This is a genomic window from Arthrobacter sp. ASL1, assembly GCF_056680475.1.
In genome coordinates this window covers 3,740,205-3,756,960 of record NZ_CM155284.1, presented here as the reverse complement: position 1 = coordinate 3,756,960, position 16,756 = coordinate 3,740,205, and the positions used below count along the sequence as shown (strand labels likewise).

At 66.7% G+C, this 16,756-nt stretch carries 16 protein-coding genes; 5 read left to right on the top strand and 11 right to left on the bottom strand.

Features of this window, described 5'->3' with window-relative positions; translation table 11 throughout:
- Positions 1-73: 73 nt before the first annotated feature.
- The gene (locus tag AC1MEQ_RS17795) at positions 74-1,321 is read right to left on the bottom strand and encodes an FUSC family protein (RefSeq protein WP_479792637.1); all 1,248 of its coding nucleotides are present in this window, start codon (positions 1,319-1,321) and stop codon (positions 74-76) included.
- A gap of 321 nt (positions 1,322-1,642) precedes the next feature.
- Between AC1MEQ_RS17795 and AC1MEQ_RS17790 the strand changes: the two genes are divergently transcribed.
- Positions 1,643-1,858 (top strand): hypothetical protein, encoded by a 216-nt coding sequence (locus AC1MEQ_RS17790; protein ID WP_479792635.1) that lies wholly within the window; start codon positions 1,643-1,645, stop codon positions 1,856-1,858.
- Positions 1,859-2,207: 349 nt separating this feature from the next.
- Here the strand turns inward: AC1MEQ_RS17790 and AC1MEQ_RS17785 are convergent, their stop codons facing one another.
- From AC1MEQ_RS17785 to AC1MEQ_RS17755, 7 genes are all read right to left on the bottom strand, one after another.
- Positions 2,208-3,881: an APC family permease gene (locus AC1MEQ_RS17785; RefSeq protein WP_479792633.1), complete on the bottom strand. Its 1,674-nt coding sequence runs from the start codon at positions 3,879-3,881 to the stop codon at positions 2,208-2,210.
- A gap of 262 nt (positions 3,882-4,143) precedes the next feature.
- Positions 4,144-5,892, bottom strand: coding sequence for a DEAD/DEAH box helicase (locus AC1MEQ_RS17780; protein ID WP_479796174.1), 1,749 nt, complete (start codon positions 5,890-5,892; stop codon positions 4,144-4,146).
- A gap of 175 nt (positions 5,893-6,067) precedes the next feature.
- The gene (locus AC1MEQ_RS17775; protein WP_479792630.1) at positions 6,068-6,379 is read right to left on the bottom strand and encodes a DUF3039 domain-containing protein; all 312 of its coding nucleotides are present in this window, start codon (positions 6,377-6,379) and stop codon (positions 6,068-6,070) included.
- A 28-nt stretch (positions 6,380-6,407) separates the two neighbouring features.
- Positions 6,408-7,979 carry a transporter gene (locus AC1MEQ_RS17770; protein ID WP_479792628.1) on the bottom strand — a complete coding sequence of 524 codons (1,572 nt, stop codon included), beginning with the start codon at positions 7,977-7,979 and terminating at the stop codon, positions 6,408-6,410.
- Entirely contained in the window at positions 7,961-8,740 is a 780-nt protein-coding gene (locus tag AC1MEQ_RS17765; protein WP_479792625.1) for an ABC transporter ATP-binding protein, read from the bottom strand. The genes AC1MEQ_RS17770 and AC1MEQ_RS17765 overlap by 19 nt, the downstream gene beginning before the upstream one ends.
- Before the next feature lie 82 nt (positions 8,741-8,822).
- The gene (locus AC1MEQ_RS17760) at positions 8,823-9,749 is read right to left on the bottom strand and encodes a co-chaperone YbbN (protein ID WP_479792623.1); all 927 of its coding nucleotides are present in this window, start codon (positions 9,747-9,749) and stop codon (positions 8,823-8,825) included.
- A 60-nt stretch (positions 9,750-9,809) separates the two neighbouring features.
- Positions 9,810-11,504: a hypothetical protein gene (locus tag AC1MEQ_RS17755; protein ID WP_479792621.1), complete on the bottom strand. Its 1,695-nt coding sequence runs from the start codon at positions 11,502-11,504 to the stop codon at positions 9,810-9,812.
- Positions 11,505-11,700: 196 nt separating this feature from the next.
- On the opposite strand from AC1MEQ_RS17755, the gene AC1MEQ_RS17750 reads away from it, so the two are divergent.
- On the top strand, positions 11,701-13,062 hold the full coding sequence (locus AC1MEQ_RS17750; protein WP_479792619.1) for an AI-2E family transporter: 1,362 nt from the start codon (positions 11,701-11,703) through the stop codon (positions 13,060-13,062).
- A 44-nt stretch (positions 13,063-13,106) separates the two neighbouring features.
- On the opposite strand, the gene AC1MEQ_RS17745 is transcribed toward AC1MEQ_RS17750, so the two are convergent.
- On the bottom strand, positions 13,107-13,451 hold the full coding sequence (locus tag AC1MEQ_RS17745; protein ID WP_479792617.1) for a hypothetical protein: 345 nt from the start codon (positions 13,449-13,451) through the stop codon (positions 13,107-13,109).
- Between the two features lie 75 nt (positions 13,452-13,526).
- Between AC1MEQ_RS17745 and nucS the strand changes: the two genes are divergently transcribed.
- The 3 genes from nucS (at position 13,527) to AC1MEQ_RS17730 (ending at position 15,934) form a co-directional block, all read left to right on the top strand.
- Positions 13,527-14,222, top strand: coding sequence for an endonuclease NucS (nucS, locus tag AC1MEQ_RS17740; RefSeq protein WP_479792615.1), 696 nt, complete (start codon positions 13,527-13,529; stop codon positions 14,220-14,222).
- A gap of 64 nt (positions 14,223-14,286) precedes the next feature.
- Complete coding sequence (locus tag AC1MEQ_RS17735; protein WP_479792613.1) at positions 14,287-15,522, top strand: N-acetylglucosamine-6-phosphate deacetylase; 1,236 nt, start codon at positions 14,287-14,289, stop codon at positions 15,520-15,522.
- Between the two features lie 208 nt (positions 15,523-15,730).
- Positions 15,731-15,934: a cold-shock protein gene (locus AC1MEQ_RS17730; protein ID WP_343901984.1), complete on the top strand. Its 204-nt coding sequence runs from the start codon at positions 15,731-15,733 to the stop codon at positions 15,932-15,934.
- Between the two features lie 96 nt (positions 15,935-16,030).
- Here the strand turns inward: AC1MEQ_RS17730 and AC1MEQ_RS17725 are convergent, their stop codons facing one another.
- Positions 16,031-16,462 (bottom strand): DUF2550 domain-containing protein, encoded by a 432-nt coding sequence (locus AC1MEQ_RS17725; RefSeq protein WP_479792610.1) that lies wholly within the window; start codon positions 16,460-16,462, stop codon positions 16,031-16,033.
- A gap of 7 nt (positions 16,463-16,469) precedes the next feature.
- On the bottom strand, positions 16,470-16,754 hold the full coding sequence (locus tag AC1MEQ_RS17720; RefSeq protein WP_479792608.1) for a F0F1 ATP synthase subunit epsilon: 285 nt from the start codon (positions 16,752-16,754) through the stop codon (positions 16,470-16,472).
- Positions 16,755-16,756 lie beyond the last annotated feature (2 nt).

The window sequence follows — 16,756 nt, the reverse complement described above, 5'->3', positions numbered from 1 at the left end:
ATCCGTCCATCCGCTGCCGTCATCTTGCAGGCGCCGCAGCGCACCACCAGCACGGCCGCCCCATGCGTCGGACCTAAGAATCCGGCATGCTGCTGGTCCCCGTCTCGCGGGCTTTCCGTGCGGAGGCCACGTCATCCACGACGGTGACGATGTGGCGCATGCTGGTGATGAGGGAGCCGTAGATCGGCCACATCCGCCGGGGCAGGTCCTCCCCCGACATGGTCGCCGCCAATTGGGTCAACCGGTCGTTGATCGGTTCGACGACGATATCGGGATCCGCGATGGCCTGTCCCGTATCGCGGACAATGGCCACCCACTTCTCCCGGAAGCGTCCATCCCATTCACCGCTGGAGTAGGTGGCTTCGCGCAGCGTGCGGGTGAGGTTGCGCAAGTGGGAGATGCCTTCGTCGACGCGGTAGAGGATGTCCTCGTAATCGGCCTGCTGGGGCGCTTGTCGAGGTCGGCGCCGTCCGTCGCCTGGCCGGGCCTGCGCCCTGAGCCTGCGACGGGGGTTGGCTCGACGGCTTTCCCGCGCGAAATGCACGGACTGCCACGCGGAATTCAGTTCGTCACTCATCGATTGGCTCTCGTTGAACCAGGCGTCGGCGCTGTCGGTATCCCATGAAGTGGAGAGTTCTTCGGACATGTCCACCAGGACACCGCCCATGCGGCGATTGAGGCTGTCGATGTAGCGAGTCGCCTGCTGATCGCGCAGGGGCGGGATCAGCAGCAGATTGACGGCGACGCCCACCGCAACGCCCATGCCCACCTCGATCAAACGGTCCAGGAGCACTGGCTGCTGGCTGGAGAACCCGCTGCCGAGGATGAAGATCGCCGTGGTGGCTATCGCCACTCCCTCGTCGCGGATCCAGGAGATCCGCGCCCCGACCAGGCCCACGAAAAGTGCCAGGGCAAAGGTCCAAATGCCGACACCCAGGTAGTTGCCGATGAGAAACGACAGCCCCACGCCGATCGCGGAGGCAACGGTCGCCTGTATGCCCCGAGATAGGGACCTGTGGACAGTGGCGTGCACGGTCAACAGCGCAGTCCATGGCGCCAAGAACGGCAAGCTGGAATTCAAGACATGCGCCGAGAGCCACCAGGCACCCGTGCCAGCGACCACGCACTTGATGATTTGCAGCAGATCCGTGACGAAATCGGGTCGTTTCAACACCTCATGCACGCGCCGGCCGGCGCGCCGGAGCCGCTCGCCAGGCGGGTTTCGGGCCCAGCTACCCTCATGGATTTCCGTGACGGGCATCTGCCCATCGGGGTTCGACACCGCGTTCTCCTCTCGCCGGCGGACGATCGATGTAGCCATCCACCATATTCCGTCGGCCGGCCCCGTCCTTGCCGGTCGTGACAACGACGAGATATCTCATGTCGGGCCCACCGTCGGTCAGGGCGCCAACGGCCAACTGACCCACGCGAATGCCCACAACAGACGTGCGTGGTTGCCCCGCGCACCATGAGAAGGCCGCCACTCTGTAGGCAGCGAGCCACGAACGCCCGGCGGGGACCCGGTTGGCGTGTCCCGCACACAAGTTTTACTGGGGCCCTGGCTGCCCTGTTGGTCAAGTAGCCGGTGACCGGTGACCGAGGGTTCCTCACCCGGTGCCGATGCACCGCCATTGCGGCTGCAATGAATGAACTACCTCAAATCGCCGAGTCCGTGGGGGTGCAGGAGCGTGCTGCGCACCGGCTGGTGTCGGATTTGGTGGAGGGCGGCTACTTGACCCGCCGCCGGGTAGGAAGCCGCAACGTCTACGAGCTGCATTCGAACCTGCCACTTCGCAGGGAAGGCTTGGACGAGGTCGCCGTCGGCGAGATTCTCAACGTACTGCTCAGATCGGACTGAATGGAGGCACGGAGCGCGTCAGTGGCCACGTCCTGCGGGTTCAACCCCGCACCGCCAGTCGGACGCAACCACCACGCGCCGAATTCATCGACGGTTGGATCGATTCGCCACGTGCACAAGAAGGATTCGGCCCGGTCCTCGGCCTCCCCGGTGTGGTGGGCACACGGGCGATGCCGCGCCCGGCTGGCGACGAGCCCGGTCCGCGACGCGTCTTGCCGGACGGCATACCCATGCCAGGCCGCCAACCGGGTTCCGACCCGCCGGCCATCGCCGCGGACACCAAGACGTGCTCGATGAATGCCGGCTTCGCAGCCGCATCGAGCACGCTTGATCTGACGTCCAGCAGGGCCTACATGACCGGCGCCCGCCCCTCTTCCTCGTCTTCAACATCCACGATGTGGGTGCGCTCGACGTTGTCCACGACGTCCTGCGACGAAAGCCGTTGCGAGACGGCCACGTAGAACACGATGACAGTCAGCACAGCCGCCCCGAGTTCACCCCAGCCGAACGTCAGGATGTCCAGCGAGCCTTCGCCGTAATGGCCCAGGAGGCTGAGTACACCCAGACCGGCGAGCCAAAGGATCATCCACCAGCCGGATTTCAGCTGGAACGGCGGGATCTTGCTGCGGTCGCTGAACATGTAGTGCAACACCAGCACGATGTAGCCGACCGCCACTGCCAGGAACAGCTTCCAGTTCACGGCCCAGCCCGTCCAGTACACGATCAGGTTGGCGCAGAGGAATCCCAGCAGCGGGATGAGGTCCCCACCGGGCAGCCGGTAAGGGCGTTCCTGCTCGGGCAGCTGGCGGCGCAGCGCCGCCACGGTCACCGGGCCGCTGCCGAAGGACAGCACGGTACCGGTGGTGATGAACCCGACCAACTGGGCCCAGGACGGGAAGGGAAGGAACATGAAGCAGGCGACGACGAACGTCACGATCAATCCGATCCAGGGCACGCCGCGCTTGCTCAGCTTGGCCAGCCCGGCCGGTGCGTTGCCGACCCGGGCCTGGGAGTAGGACAGCCGCGGGGACAGCGCGGTGTAAATCAGCCCTGTATCGGCGGGAGAGACGACGGCATCGACGTACAGGATGATGCCGAGCCACATCGCGCCCAGCACGATCGCAATTTCCGCCCAGGGCCCGGCGGCGTCGGTGAACGAGAGACCGCCCCAGCCGTCGGCGAGCATGCTATCCGGTACCGCCCCGATGAAGGCGACCTGGAGCAGGACGTAGATAATTCCGGTGATCACCACGGAGCCGATCAAGGCGAAGGGCACGTTTTTTTGCGGATTCGTGGTTTCGCCGGCGAATTCCACCCCCTGTCGGAATCCCAAGTAGGAGAAGACGATGCCTGCAGCCGGGAGGGCAGCGAAGATCGGTGCCGCGCCCTCGGGCATGAAGCCGCCGAACCGGGCCTCGTAGAAATGTCCCGGGTGGAAGGCCAGAATGCCCAACACGACGATGACCAGGACGATCACGAACAACTTCCACCAGACCAGGACATTGTTGAACGTTGCGAAGAATTTCACGCCAAACATGTTGATGACGCAGAATATCGCCACGAGCACGACGCTGACGGCAATTCCCTGCCCGGTCAGCACCAGCGTGCCGTCGACCGTGTGCATCAAGCCGGGAAGGTAACTGGAGGCGTATTGCACGGTCGCCAGGACCTCGATCGGCACGGTGGCCGCGACCGACAGCCAGGTGATCCAGCCACTGGTGTAGCTGGCAAACGACCCAAAGGCGTAGTGGGGGAACCGGATGACACCGCCGGCAACCGGGAACATGACGCCCAGCTCGGCATAGTTCAAGGCGACGATGATGATCATGACCGCGCCGAGTATCCAGGAGATGATCGAGGCCGGTCCCACCAGGGCTGCCGCTTCGAATGCGCCGAACAACCAGCCGGAACCGATGATGGATCCAACGCCGGTGAACAGGAGTCCGATCTTTCCGATATCGCGTTTCAGGCCGCGGTCGAATTCGACCTTGACCTTGGTCGGCTGCGGAATATTTGAGGACATCGATGGCCTCTCTCGTCGGGAACTGTGAATAGCTTGCCATCCAGCAACCCGGTGGTGCGGGTCACTTTTGCAGTATTTACCCACAGATTCACAGTGTCAATAAGGCTCGCCGACGTCTATTGGCTCGATGCACCCTGCCGATTGGCGCAGCCAACCAATCAGTGCGCCCTCCCTATCCACGGCTCGTCGCCCCCATCGGAGGCAAGTGGCGCCAGACGCCGGCCCCGGTCCGCCGACGTGTGTCAAAGGCAGTGCCGGAGGGTCACCGCTTGCCGACGAACCAGTCCTGCAGCTTGTCCAGGCGCTTGTTCAGCTGGTCGGCGTTCGCCTGGGCGACGGCCGGCCCGCCGCAGACCTCGCGCAGCTTGGTGTGCACCACGCCGTGGGGTGTCCCAGTCCGCGCGGCCCAGGCGGAAACGTTCTTGGAGAGCTTGCCCCGCAGTTCGGTCAGCCTCCGGTGATCGGTGACCGACGGCTCCTCGACGGGGGCGGCAGCGGCGGTGCCGCGGCTGCGGCGCGTGACCTGTTCCTGCTGCCGCTGGCGCAGCAGGACGCCGACCTGGTCGGCGTCGAGCAGGCCGGGTATCCCCAGGAAATCCTGTTCATCCTCGGAGCCGAGCATTGCGCCCGTGCCGAATTCGCCGCCGTCGTAGAGGACCCGGTCGAAGGAGGCCTGGGAGCCGAGGGCCTCGAACTTCTGCTTGGACAGCTCGTCCGACGCCTTTTCCTCGCGGTTGGCCTCGTCCATGAGGGCTTCCTCGGGGATGAAGTCCGGATCCTCAACGTGCTGTTCCGGCCGGTCCAGCGCATGGTCGCGTTCGACCTCCATTTGGTTGGCCAAAGCCATGAGGATCGGCACCGACGGCAGGAAGATCGAGGCGACCTCACCGCGTTTCCGAGAGCGGACGTAGCGGCCGACGGCCTGGGCGAAGAACAACGGAGTCGACGTCGAGGTGGCATACACGCCAACTGCCAGTCGCGGAACGTCGACGCCTTCGGAGACCATCCGTACGGCGACCATCCAGCGATCGGTCCCCTCGGAGAAGTCCTCGATTTTCTTGGACGCACCGGCGTCGTCGGAAAGGATCGTGGTGACTTTCTCGCCCGTGATCCGCTTCAACTGTGCCGCGTAGGCCTTGGCATCGGAGTGGTCGGTGGCGATGACCAGCCCTCCGGCGTCGGGAATCGTGCGCCGGACCTCGGTGAGGCGCCGGTCGGCCGCAGCGAGCACGGAGGGGATCCATTCACCTTCGGGATTCAGGGCGGTCCGCCAGGCGTGGGCGGTGATGTCCTTCGTGAAGCCCTCGCCGAGCTGGGCCTCCATCTCCTCCCCGGCCGAGGTACGCCAGCGCATCTGGCCCGAGTAGGCCATGAAGATCACTGGACGCACGACATGGTCCTTCAGTGCGTCGCCGTAGCCGTAGGTGTAATCGGCCTTGGAGCGGCGGATCCCCTCGATGTCCTCGACGTAGTCCACGAAGGGGATCGCCGCGGTATCGGAGCGGAACGGGGTACCGGTCAGCGCGAGCCGGCGGGTGGCCGGTTCGAATGCCTCGCGGATGCCGTCACCCCAGCTCAGCGCGTCGCCGCCATGGTGGATCTCATCGAGGATGACCAGCGTGCGGGCGACCTCGGTCTTGGCCCGGTGGAGCAGCGGCTTGCTGGCCACCTGGGCGTAGGTAACGACAACGCCGATGAAGTCGGCCCCGTGGCGCCCGTCGGAATTCTTGAAGTTCGGGTCAAGCGCCAACCCGATGCGCGACGCGGCGTCGGCCCACTGGCTCTTGAGGTGTTCGGTCGGCGCGACCACCGTGATCCGGTTGATGGTGCCGGCCTCGACCAGCATGGCTGCCACGCGCAACGCGAAGGTTGTTTTACCGGCGCCGGGTGTCGCCACGGCGAGAAAGTCGCGCGGCTTGTCCGTGAAGTACTTATCCAGTGCCTCCGTCTGCCACTGGCGAAGTTTGGGGGCAGTGCCCCACGCCGCGCGCTCCGGGTATGCCGGTGGCATGGACTCGCCCAGACTGAATAGGGCATCGCCCACGGCCAACCTCCTCGATTGCTTGGTGGCAGCTGGAATCGGTCGCGAACGACCGGAAAGAAGAAACCATCTTACGGCGGGCGCGACAGTGCGCCCCCCATCGACACGGGACAGTACCGGATTGGCCCGTCCCCGCGGCTACGACCTACTGGTCGTCGCCGCTGCCTCCGCCGTCCTTCGGGGCCTTGATGCCGTCGTACACGGCCTTGCACTCGGGGCAGACCGGGAACTTGTTCGGGTCACGCCCGGGGACCCAAACCTTGCCGCAGAGCGCGATCACGGGCTCACCCGTCAGGGCCGACTCCATGATCTTTTCCTTGCGCACGTAATGCGCGAAGCGCTCACTGTCACCGGGTTCGACGTGCTCGCGCAGTTGCTCTCGCTCGATGGTCGCGGTACCGCCGCCCTGGCCCGGGTCGCGGGGGTCGTTTTCAAACGGATCTGGGGGCAAGCTCATGCGCCCAGTCTACCAACCCGGGCAGGTGCTACCGGTTCAGTACCGTCGCCTGCATCAGCTCCGGGGCGCGGGAGTCGAACCAGCGCCCGCCGATGCGCAGCCCCAGCAGGAGCAATCCGGCACCGAATACGACGCCGGTGAGCAGGACCAGCCACGCATACAGTTCCTGCCCGGTCACCAGAAAGACGATGTGCAGCACGATCTCGGGCAGCACCAGCGCGGCCGTCGTGCCAAAGGTCGCCAATTGGGTCAGCGCCATCCGGGCCCCGGCCCCCGGTGGCGTCTTCATCGGGTTGTCCCCCGGCAGCGGGACGGCATAGGTGTAGCGGGCCGAGGCGATGCTGGAGACCGCCCATCCCGCTCCCAGCGCACCGAGCGAGAGGCCGAGGATGGAGGGCAACATCGACACCTCGCCCATGAGCACGGCCGGCAGGACCGCGGCGACCAGGACGGTGGGCACCGTGAACACGGCGCACGCCGCCACCCGGCCGAGCCGGTCATCGATCCCGCGAACCCCGGTCAGCACGTGCAGCGAAAACGCGGTGTTGTCGTAGGAGACGTCAGCGGAGATGCTGAAGGCCATGAGCACGGCGATGATCGGGGCGATGAAAAGCATCGCGGTGAAGTCGCCGTCGCGGCCGAACATGAACCAGATGAAGATCGGGATCAGCGGCACCATGATGATGCTCATGGCGTACCGCGGGTCCTTGAACCAATAGGTGAGGCAGCGTGCGGCGACGGCACCCCAGGGCGTGGCCGGGAAGAGGCGGAAGGTTCCCAGTCCGGCGACGTTCCGTGTGCCTCCGGACTGCTCGCGGGGTGTCTCGAGGGCGCGCATCAGCGAGACCTGCCAAGCCCAGACCGTCACGGCCAGATAGGCAAGCGAGAGCACCAGCCGCACTGCGGCCGTGCCCCAGGCCCCGGCGGCTGCGTCGCCGGGTACCGCGGCAAAGGAGCCGAGCGGCGTCCACCCCAGGACCGCAGCGACCCGCGGCAGCCACGAGAGCCCGTGTTCGATTCCCTGCATTGCTGTCTGGATGATGGGCCCGAGCATGATGAGCGGGACGAACAAGACGATGGTCCCGACTTCGCGGAACCTGCGGTTCGACGTCAGCGCCGTGGCAGCGGTGACGGTGAGCCGGGAGAGGGCGAGGACGAAGAGGGCGGCCAGGACACCGCAGACCAGGCCCAGCACAACGAGGCCGGGTTCGGCCCGCCAGGCGAGCCCTTGCCCGGCGAACAGCACCAAGGTGATCAGTCCGGGGACGCCGATGAAGCCGCTGAGCAGCAAGCCCACGACCAGTTGGCGCGGCGGGATGGTAAAGCTCGTGAACCGTGACGGATCCAACGTCAGGTCGACGCCGGAGACCAGCACCGGGATGACCGCCCACCCGAGGGTGACCAGGGAGACCGCGAGGACCAACGCGGTGGTAATGAACTCGACAGGCTGGTCGCCCAGGAAGAACATCGCGACGAAGAGCATGACGGCCAGCCCGAGCCCGTACAGCCCGCCCAGGATGACGCCGACCAGCTGCCAGGGGCTCCGGCGGAACCCGTTACGCAGCAAGGCCAGCTTGAGCCTCAGGAGGTGTGCAACCACGAGAGCCCACCCCCCTCGGCACGTCCGCCGACCATCTCCACGAAGGTGTCCTCGAGGCTGCCGCCACCGCGGACCTCGTCGACGGTTCCGGCGGCGAGCAGGTTCCCGTCGGAGATGATCGCCACATGGGAGCACATGCGCTGGACGAGGTCCATCACGTGGCTTGAGACAACGACGGTGCCCCCATGATGGACGTAGTCGGCCAGGATGTCCCGGATGTTCGCGGCCGAGACCGGGTCAACCGCTTCGAAGGGCTCATCCAGCACGAGCACGCGCGGTGAATGGATCAGTGCCGTCGCCAGGGCGATCTTCTTGGTCATGCCGGCCGAATAGTCGACCACGAGCTTGCCACCGGCTTCCTCGAGATCCAGCACGCGCAGCAGGTCATCGGTGCGCTGTGCGACCGTGGCTGCATCCATGCCGCGCAACAGCCCCGAATAGGTCACCAGCTGCCGTCCGCTGAGCCGATCGAACAGGCGCACCCCGTCGGCGAGTACACCCAGGACCTTCTTGGCTTGCCGTGTGTCCTTCCAGACATCGACACCATGGACGAATGCCTGTCCCGCATCCGGACGCAACAGGCCGGTGGCCATCGACAACGCGGTGGTCTTGCCGGCGCCGTTGGGACCCACGAGTCCGTAGAAGGATCCTGCGGGGACATCGAGGCTGATGCCGTTCACGGCGATCTTCTGGCCGTAGCGCTTGCCCAAGCCGCGCAGGCTGATGGCAGGAGCCGCCTGCTGGTCGAGTTCGGTGTTCATGCTCCGAACCTAACAGCGGCCCCCTGCGCCAGGCATCATCCCTCCGGGTGAATTGGGAGTATCAGCCTTCAGGGGTAGGCGCTCAGAAGAGGACGCGAGCCAACGCCTGCCGCGACTTCGCGACCCGCTCATCCTGGGTACCCACCACCGAGTAGAGGGACACCAGACGGGCGCGGACACGTTCGCGTTCCTCGGCCGCGGTGCGTCCCACCAGTGAGACAAGCCGGGTGAAGGCGTCCTCGACATGCCCACCGAGGACGTCGAGATCGGCCACGGCCAACTGCTCGTCGATGCCGTCCGGGTGTTCCGCGGCGGACTGGCGGGCCGCTTGGAGGTCGGCATCGGCCGTCCGGCGAAGGAGTTCAACGTGCTCCAGCCCGGTGCGGGCGTCCTCGTCATTGGGCTTTTCTGCCAGTGCCTTGCGGTAGGCGGCCGCGGCAGCGTCATAGTCGCCGGCATCGATCGCGTCGATGGCCTCCTGGTGCAATGGCGGGACCGGCTGTTCGGCAGGCTCTCCGCCGAAGGCAGGGACGGTTCCGGTCACACCGTGCTGCACGCCGAGCTGGAGCAGCTCCTGCAACAGCGAGGCGATCTGCTCCGGCGAGGCGCCACCCTGGAACAGGGGGACGGGCTGCCCGTTGAGCAGTGCCACGACCGAGGGCACCTGCTCGACCCGGAATGCCTGGGCGATGGCCGGCTCCCGGTCGGTGTCGACGAGGGCAAGGACCAGCCGTCCCGCGTATCCGTCGACCAGATCGCGGAGTGTGGCATCGAGCTGGGCCGACGCCGGTGAGGCCCCGGTGCCGAGCGAGACGACGACCGGGGCGGTGCTGGAGAGCTGGACCAGCTGGGTGAAGTCCTGTTGGTTCACCGCCGTCGCCCAGGTTTCCCCTCCTCCGGCTGGCGTCCCGGCTGCCGCCGGCGTGGCCGGTCCGGGGGTCTGGGCGCCGAATGCGGACAGGTCCACGGCGCCGCGGCTGGAAGCTGCTGCTGGTTCGGTATTGCTCATGCCCCTACCTTATGGTCTGTGCCGGTCTGCTGCCCAACGGGGTATGCCCGTGGACACTACCTATTTCAACTTGGCCGAGAGCGGCATCGACTCGCCCGCGACGAGGCGGATCTTGTCCTTGCTGTCGTTGGCCGGGATGTAGAACACCACGGGCTCGGCGTATGTGATGTCGACGCCCTTCTTGGTGCTCGAGGCGCCGGCCAGCTTGGCGCTCACCGCGTCGAGTTTGACGGTGCCGCCCACTTCCTTCGGGGTCGCGCTCATGGTGCTGGTCAGGTATCCGCTGACCAGCGCACCACCGTTGGGCGTGGAGAGGACGTCGAGCGACTTCGTATCGGCCTGGTGCTTGTACTCGATCTTGGCGTTTTTGTTGTCCTTGACCGCGGCGGCCTGGCCGTCGTGGGTGGCGGAGATGAAGGGACTCTTCTCGAACTCGCTCTTCTTCTTCGACTTCGGGTTGCTGAGGTACTCCGCCAGGTCCTTGGCTGCCGTTTCCGGTGACACGGCGACCGAATCGTCCTTGGTGGACAGCGTGCGCACCGAGGTGTCGCCCACGCCGATGCCGGGGAACTCGGAACCGGGCAACATCGTCACGGCGTTGACGAGTTTGTAGTTGGCCCGGGGATTGTCCTGCTCGAGGACCAGGACCTCCGGAACCTTGGCGTCCTTGGCCTGGGTGACCACCATGAGGGTGCGCGGCCAATCGGTCGTCGTCGTCACGGCCGCCGACCGGACCGGTCCGCCGGCGACGGGATCCGGCGCAGCAGTCTTCACTCCGTCGCTGCGTTGGGCGTAGTTGTGCTTGCGCAGGTCCAGGGCCTTTCCGCCGACGCGGGCACTGAGCTTCTTGGCGTCCTTGGCCTTGTCACCGGCGGACACCGCATCGGAGACGGACTCGAGGATGCGGTTGAGCTGGTTCTCCTGCACGACCGCATAGACACCCTGGTCGGTATTGGTGGGGTCCGAGGCCGAACCCGAGCCCGACGGCGAATCCTTCGGTGCCGCGGAGGCGGGCATCGCCGGGACCAGCACCAGCGCCGCTGCAGCTGCGACGGCAGCGGTGCGCTGGAGGGCCGTGGACCCCGATCCGGAGCCCGCCGCAGGGGCGGCCGATCCCGACCCCGGGTCGGTGGCCGCCGGGCCGTGCGGATCCTTGCCGCGACCGCGGCCGCGGACCAGCAGGCTGGCCACGCCGAACACGACGAGCAGCGCGCCCACGATGATCAGCGGAATCGAGAACGGGGTGCTGGCGTCGTTTTCCCAGGAGACGGTGATGTGCGTGGGAGCGGCCTTGCTGCCGTCTGCGGCCAGTAGCAGGGACCAGTCGCCGTCGGCTGGCTGCGTCCAGCGGTGTACCAGATGCGAATCCGCGGATTCCGAGGCCACCCAGAGATCGGAGCCCTTCGGATTCGGCACCTTGGACTCGCCCTTGACGTGTTGGGTGTCCAGGGCCATCGTCTCGGAGTTGATCCCCGAGATGGTGTTGTGCGCTGCCTTGCCCACCCAGGCGTCGACGTCGGCGCTACGGCCCAGGGCGGCGGTGAATTCCCCGTCCGCCTCGATGGTCACATCGACCGGTCGGTCCTGGTTCTTCGCGATCCCGGGGCCGATCACGGTCACCGGGGCGTCCTCCAGCTGGGTCTGGACCGTGGCCGTCGCGATCTCGGGCGGGGCCCAGAACGTCCGCTGTCCGATGCCTACCACGAGCGCCACGGCGCCCAGCAGGATCGAGATCGCAGCAATGATGATTCGCACTAAAATACACCTAACAAAATGGGGGTCGATGGATCGGCCTCGGTCGTGGTGGGCACATGGGTGACCCGGCCACACTCCAATGATAACGAATCGGTTACCACAGCGGTTCCGGGTTGTGTCGGGCGCCACGATATGCGACCTCCCCGTAATCGCCGAAGGCAGCGGATCGGATCACTCGACGGGTAGGCTCGTCCCCGTGAAGACGGAGAGCACCGCCACCCCCGACGGCGAGGAGAACGGGCCGGCATCGCCCGGCGCGGGTCCGGGGGACAACAGCCCCGGCCAGGCGTCCGCCCCGCCCGCCGGGCAGCCCGCGCCGCGTGCCGATGCGGCACAGCCGTCCGCGCCCGCCGGCATTCCGGTGCCGGTGGGCGGCGCGTCCCAGCGTGCCCCCGGCCACCACTCCCCCGGCGGGCCCCCGCCGTCGTTCATGGGCCGCGTGCGCGACGCGTTGAAGCGGGCACGCCCCGTCACCCCGGTCCCCGAGGAGCCCAGGGAGTACGAACCGCTCGTGACCACCCCGGGGGTCCACCACCCGATCTTCACCGGGTTCATGATCAGCGTCGGCGTCGGGCTGGCGCTGCTGCTCTACTTCATCCTCACCAATGTCGGCTCGCTGCTGGTCTGGATCGCGATTGCCCTCTTTATCGCCCTGGGGCTGGATCCGATCGTGCGGTTCCTCGAGCGCCACCGGGTCCCCCGCCCATTGGGCGTGCTGGCGGCGATCCTGTTGCTGGCTGCCGTCTTCGGCGGTGTGGTGGGCGCGCTGGTCCCCACGATCGTGCGCCAGACCACCGCCTTCGTGGAGAAGGCGCCGGACTTCGTGGACAGCTTCCTGAATTCGGAGTTCTTCACCACCGTCGACCGGCAATTCCAGATCCGTGCACGGATCACCGAGGAAGTCGACAAGTTCTTCCAGAACACCGATGCCGTCGGCGGGGTCTTCGGCGGTGTGATCGGCGTCGGCTCGGTGGTGGCGCAAGGCATGTTCGGCACGCTGATCGTCCTGGTCCTGGCCGTCTACATCCTGGCATCGCTGCCCGGGTTGAAGGCCTGGTGCTACCGGTTGGCTCCGCGCTCGAAGCGCGAACGCGTCCAGGTGCTCTCGGAACAGATCACGAACAGCGTCGGCAACTACGTCATGGGACAGGCCGTGGTCGCCCTGCTCAACGCGCTCTACGCGTTCATCGTGATGAGCATCGTCGGGGTGCCCTACTCGCTGCTGCTGTCGATGGTCGTGGTCATCCTGGCCTTCATTCCGCTGGTCGGCGCGGTCATCGCCGGCGTCCTGGTGTCGTTGATCGCCCTGACCGTGGGCTGGGAGACGGCGGTGGTCTACGCCATCTTCTACTTCGGATACCTGCAGTTCGAGGCCTATTTCATCTCCCCGCGCGTCATGCAGCGTACCGTCGCCGTCCCCGGCGCCGTGGCCGTGATCGCGGTCATCGCCGGCGGTTCGCTGATGGGCGTCGTGGGCGCGCTGATGGCCATCCCGCTGGCCGCCTCGACGATGTTGCTGATCCGCGAGGTGTTCATGGCCCGCCAGGAACGGCTCTAGCGCCCGGTGTACCGGCGGGGCACGACGGCGGCGCTTGCGCCGGCTCAGTAGCGGAAGCTGCGTCCGCTCCAGCACTTCAGGTGCCAGTGGCGCCGCCCGGCGGCCGAGGCCTCGTCGCCACTCCAGTGGTCGGCCCGCCAGGCAACGATGTGCTCGGTCCCCGGGTCGATGTTCCGATGGCAGCCCGGGCAGATATACGTCTTGCCGGCACGTGCCGCAGAGATCCGTCGCACATGCCACTGCCCGTCCGGCGCGCTCTGCAGCGAGGGGATGGAGAGCCCAGGCCCGCGGAGGGCACCGTCTTCCTCCGCAGGCTGCCGCCCGGCCGGCGACCACTTGCCCGGCCGGGCCGGGCGGTTCGGACGGCGGGGGCGGTTCGAGCGGGGCATGTTCCGGATCGTATCGCCTCCGGGGCCGGAGCGGGGAATGCCCGGGCAGCCCCACCGGACGGTAGAGTGCTGGATGTGCGTTTAGTGATAGCCCGTTGCTCAGTCGATTACGTGGGCCGTCTGCGTGCCCACCTTCCGTTGGCGACCCGCCTGCTTATGGTCAAGGCAGATGGTTCCGTCCTCATACATTCCGACGGTGGGTCCTACAAGCCGCTGAACTGGATGAGTCCCCCGGCCACCATGCATATCGCCGCCGCGGACGAGGACGCAGTGGCCGAGGGCGTGCAGGAGACCTGGCGCGTCCAGCACGCCAAGAGCGATGACCACCTGGTCATCCGGATCCACGAAATCCAGCATGACTCAAGCCACGAGCTGGGGATCGACCCGGGTTTGATCAAGGACGGCGTCGAGGCCGACCTCCAGCGGCTGCTCGCCGAACAGATCCACGTGCTGGGCGAGGGCTTCAGGCTCGTTCGCCGCGAGTACATGACGGCGATCGGCCCGGTGGACATCCTGGCCCGCGACGCCGCCGGGGCGACCGTGGCCATCGAGCTCAAGCGCCGTGGCGACATCGACGGGGTCGAACAGCTCACCCGCTATCTGGAGCTGATGAACCGGGACCCCCTGCTGGCGCCGGTCCGCGGGGTCTTCGCCGCCCAGCAGATCAAGCCGCAGGCCCGCACGTTGGCCACGGACCGCGGGATCGAATGCCTGACCCTGGATTATGACGCCATGCGCGGGGTGGACGACAGCGACTCGCGGCTGTTCTGACCGCGTCGGACCACACTCCGTGATGGACCTAGGTGCGCGCACTCACAGAACCTATGCTGGAGGCATGACTTCCACCGAGGAAACCACCCGGCTGTCCCTGAGGGGCCGCATTGTCAGCGGCGGAACGATCTCCGAGGAGTCCGTCCTGGCCTTCGAAGGCGACCGCATATCCTTCGTCGGGACCCCCGACGCGTTCGCCCAATGGCCCGACGCGGATGCCTACACTGAGATCCGCATCCCCGCCGGGGCCACCATCCTCCCGGGCCTGGTCGACGTGCACTGCCACGGCGCTGCCGGAGCCGACTTCCCCAGCGGTGACCCGGAAGCAGCCGAACGGGCCATCCGCTTCCTCCACGCCGCCGGGACCACCACCTTGTTGGCCAGTCTCGTCACGGCCGGGCGCGACGACATGCTGCGCGCCGCCGAAGCCCTTGCGCCGCTGGCCGAGCAGGAGCTGCTGGCCGGCCTGCATGCCGAGGGGCCGTTCCTCTCCGCCGCCCGCTGCGGGGCGCAGGACCCAGCCCACCTTGGCGTCCCGGACCCCGACTTCGTCGACCAGCTTGTCGCCAGTTCCCACGGGCAGCTGCGCGCCATGACCTATGCCCCCGAACTGGCCGGCTCGGACGCGCTCGTCGAACAACTGGTCTCACACGGCGTGCTGCCCGCGGTGGGGCACACCGATGCGGACGCCGCCACGGTGACCGCATCCCTGGACGTGGCCATTGAGGAGCTCTCTTCCGCAGGTTTCGACGGGTACACCGAACGCGCCATGGTCACGCACCTGTTCAACGCGATGCCCCCCATGCACCACCGCAACCCCGGGCCCGTCGCCGCCTGCCTTGAAGCGGCCGCCAATGGCAAGGCAGTTGTCGAACTGGTCGCCGACGGCGTCCACCTGGATCCGGCAACCGTCCGCACAGTGTTCGCCCTCCTGGGACCCGAGGCCATCGTGCTGGTCACCGACTCGATGGCCGCTACTGGCCTTGCCGACGGGCGCTACACCCTCGGCCCCCAGGAAGTCGTCGTCTCCGGCGGAGCGGCACGTCTGGCCGATGGCACTTCCCTGGCCGGCGGCACGTCCACCATGCTCGATGTCGTCCGTGCCGCCGTGGACGGCGGGGTTCCGCTGGAACAGGCTGTGCAGTCGGCTACCGCAGTACCGGCCGAGTTGGTCGGCCTCGCGGACGAGGTGGGTGCCCTCAAGGTCGGCTTCAGCGCGGACGCCGTGGTCGTGGACCGGCATCTGCGGCTCGTGTCCGTTTTCCGGGACGGGCGCCAGTTGGACCCCGTTCGCGCGTAATTCATGGCGAATTGGCTGGCTATCGTTGAATAGATCACATCGATATGTGATGATCAACTCAGTCTTTGTGTTGGTCATGATCATGCCCGCAAAGCAGGTTGCGGGTGCGAAGCTCCGTCGGCCCCGGCCGGCACCTTCCCACTTCGGTACCGCCCGAACGCGGCAAGGGGCCACGTCCGGTTAGTTTCACATCTATGAGGAGATATACATGGCGCAGGGCACCGTGAAGTGGTTCAACGCTGAAAAGGGCTTCGGTTTCATCACACCGGACGAAGCCGACGGCGATGTCTTTGTCCACTACTCGGAAATCGAGAGCAACGGCTTCCGCACGCTGGAGGAAAACCAGCGTGTCGAGTTCGAGATCGGCCAGGGAGCCAAGGGCCCCCAGGCAACGGGAGTCGTCGGAATCTAGTCGGTTCGCTGGTCGCTTGGCCCGCCAGCGATCCATAACACCGATGGCGCGCACCCCGCGGGGTGCGCGCCATCGTCGTGTGCGGAAAGCTGCTGGTCAGCGCCACGTCCCGACGCCGGCCACCGGGCCTGCCTCGATCCAACTACGCAGCCCGGTGTACGAGCCGTAGTCCATGGCGAGCAGGACCGGTTCCCCATCGACCACGATGGACACGACGACGGCGCCCGGTTGGATCCGGGTCCGCTCCGCCGCGTCCGATTCCCGCCAGCCGGTCAGCTGGAGCGACGTGCGGGTAAAACGATGGCTGGGGACCGGGGTGACGGAGAACAGCCTCAGGAATTCCAGTTCGGTCCCCGTATAACGACAAACCCCCATCGTCCACTTCCCGGAGGCGGTGGAGATGGAGGCGTCGAATGTACCGAGGGCACGCAGCAGCTGATGGCGGCGAAGCCCCATGGCACCCAAGATCATGACCAGCAGTAGCAGGGCTACCGCCAGGATGATCACGGGAATGCCCAAGGAGTTCAACGGCGGACTATCGGTTTCCTGCCGTGGCGGATTCGTCCATCTGCGCGTTGTCAGCCACGATGACAACCCGGTCCTTGTCGACCGAGAAGAAACCGCCTTCTGACTGGATGGTGAACCGCGAGCCGTTGGTGGGCGTGATGGCCAACTCACCGGCTGCGAGGATCGCCAGGACCGGGCTGTGCCCGGGCATGACGCCGATCTCGCCATCGCTGGTGCGTGCCTTGACCAGGGTCGCCGCGCCGGACCACACGAAGTGGTCGGCGGCGACGATTTCGACTTCGAGTTCGGCCATGG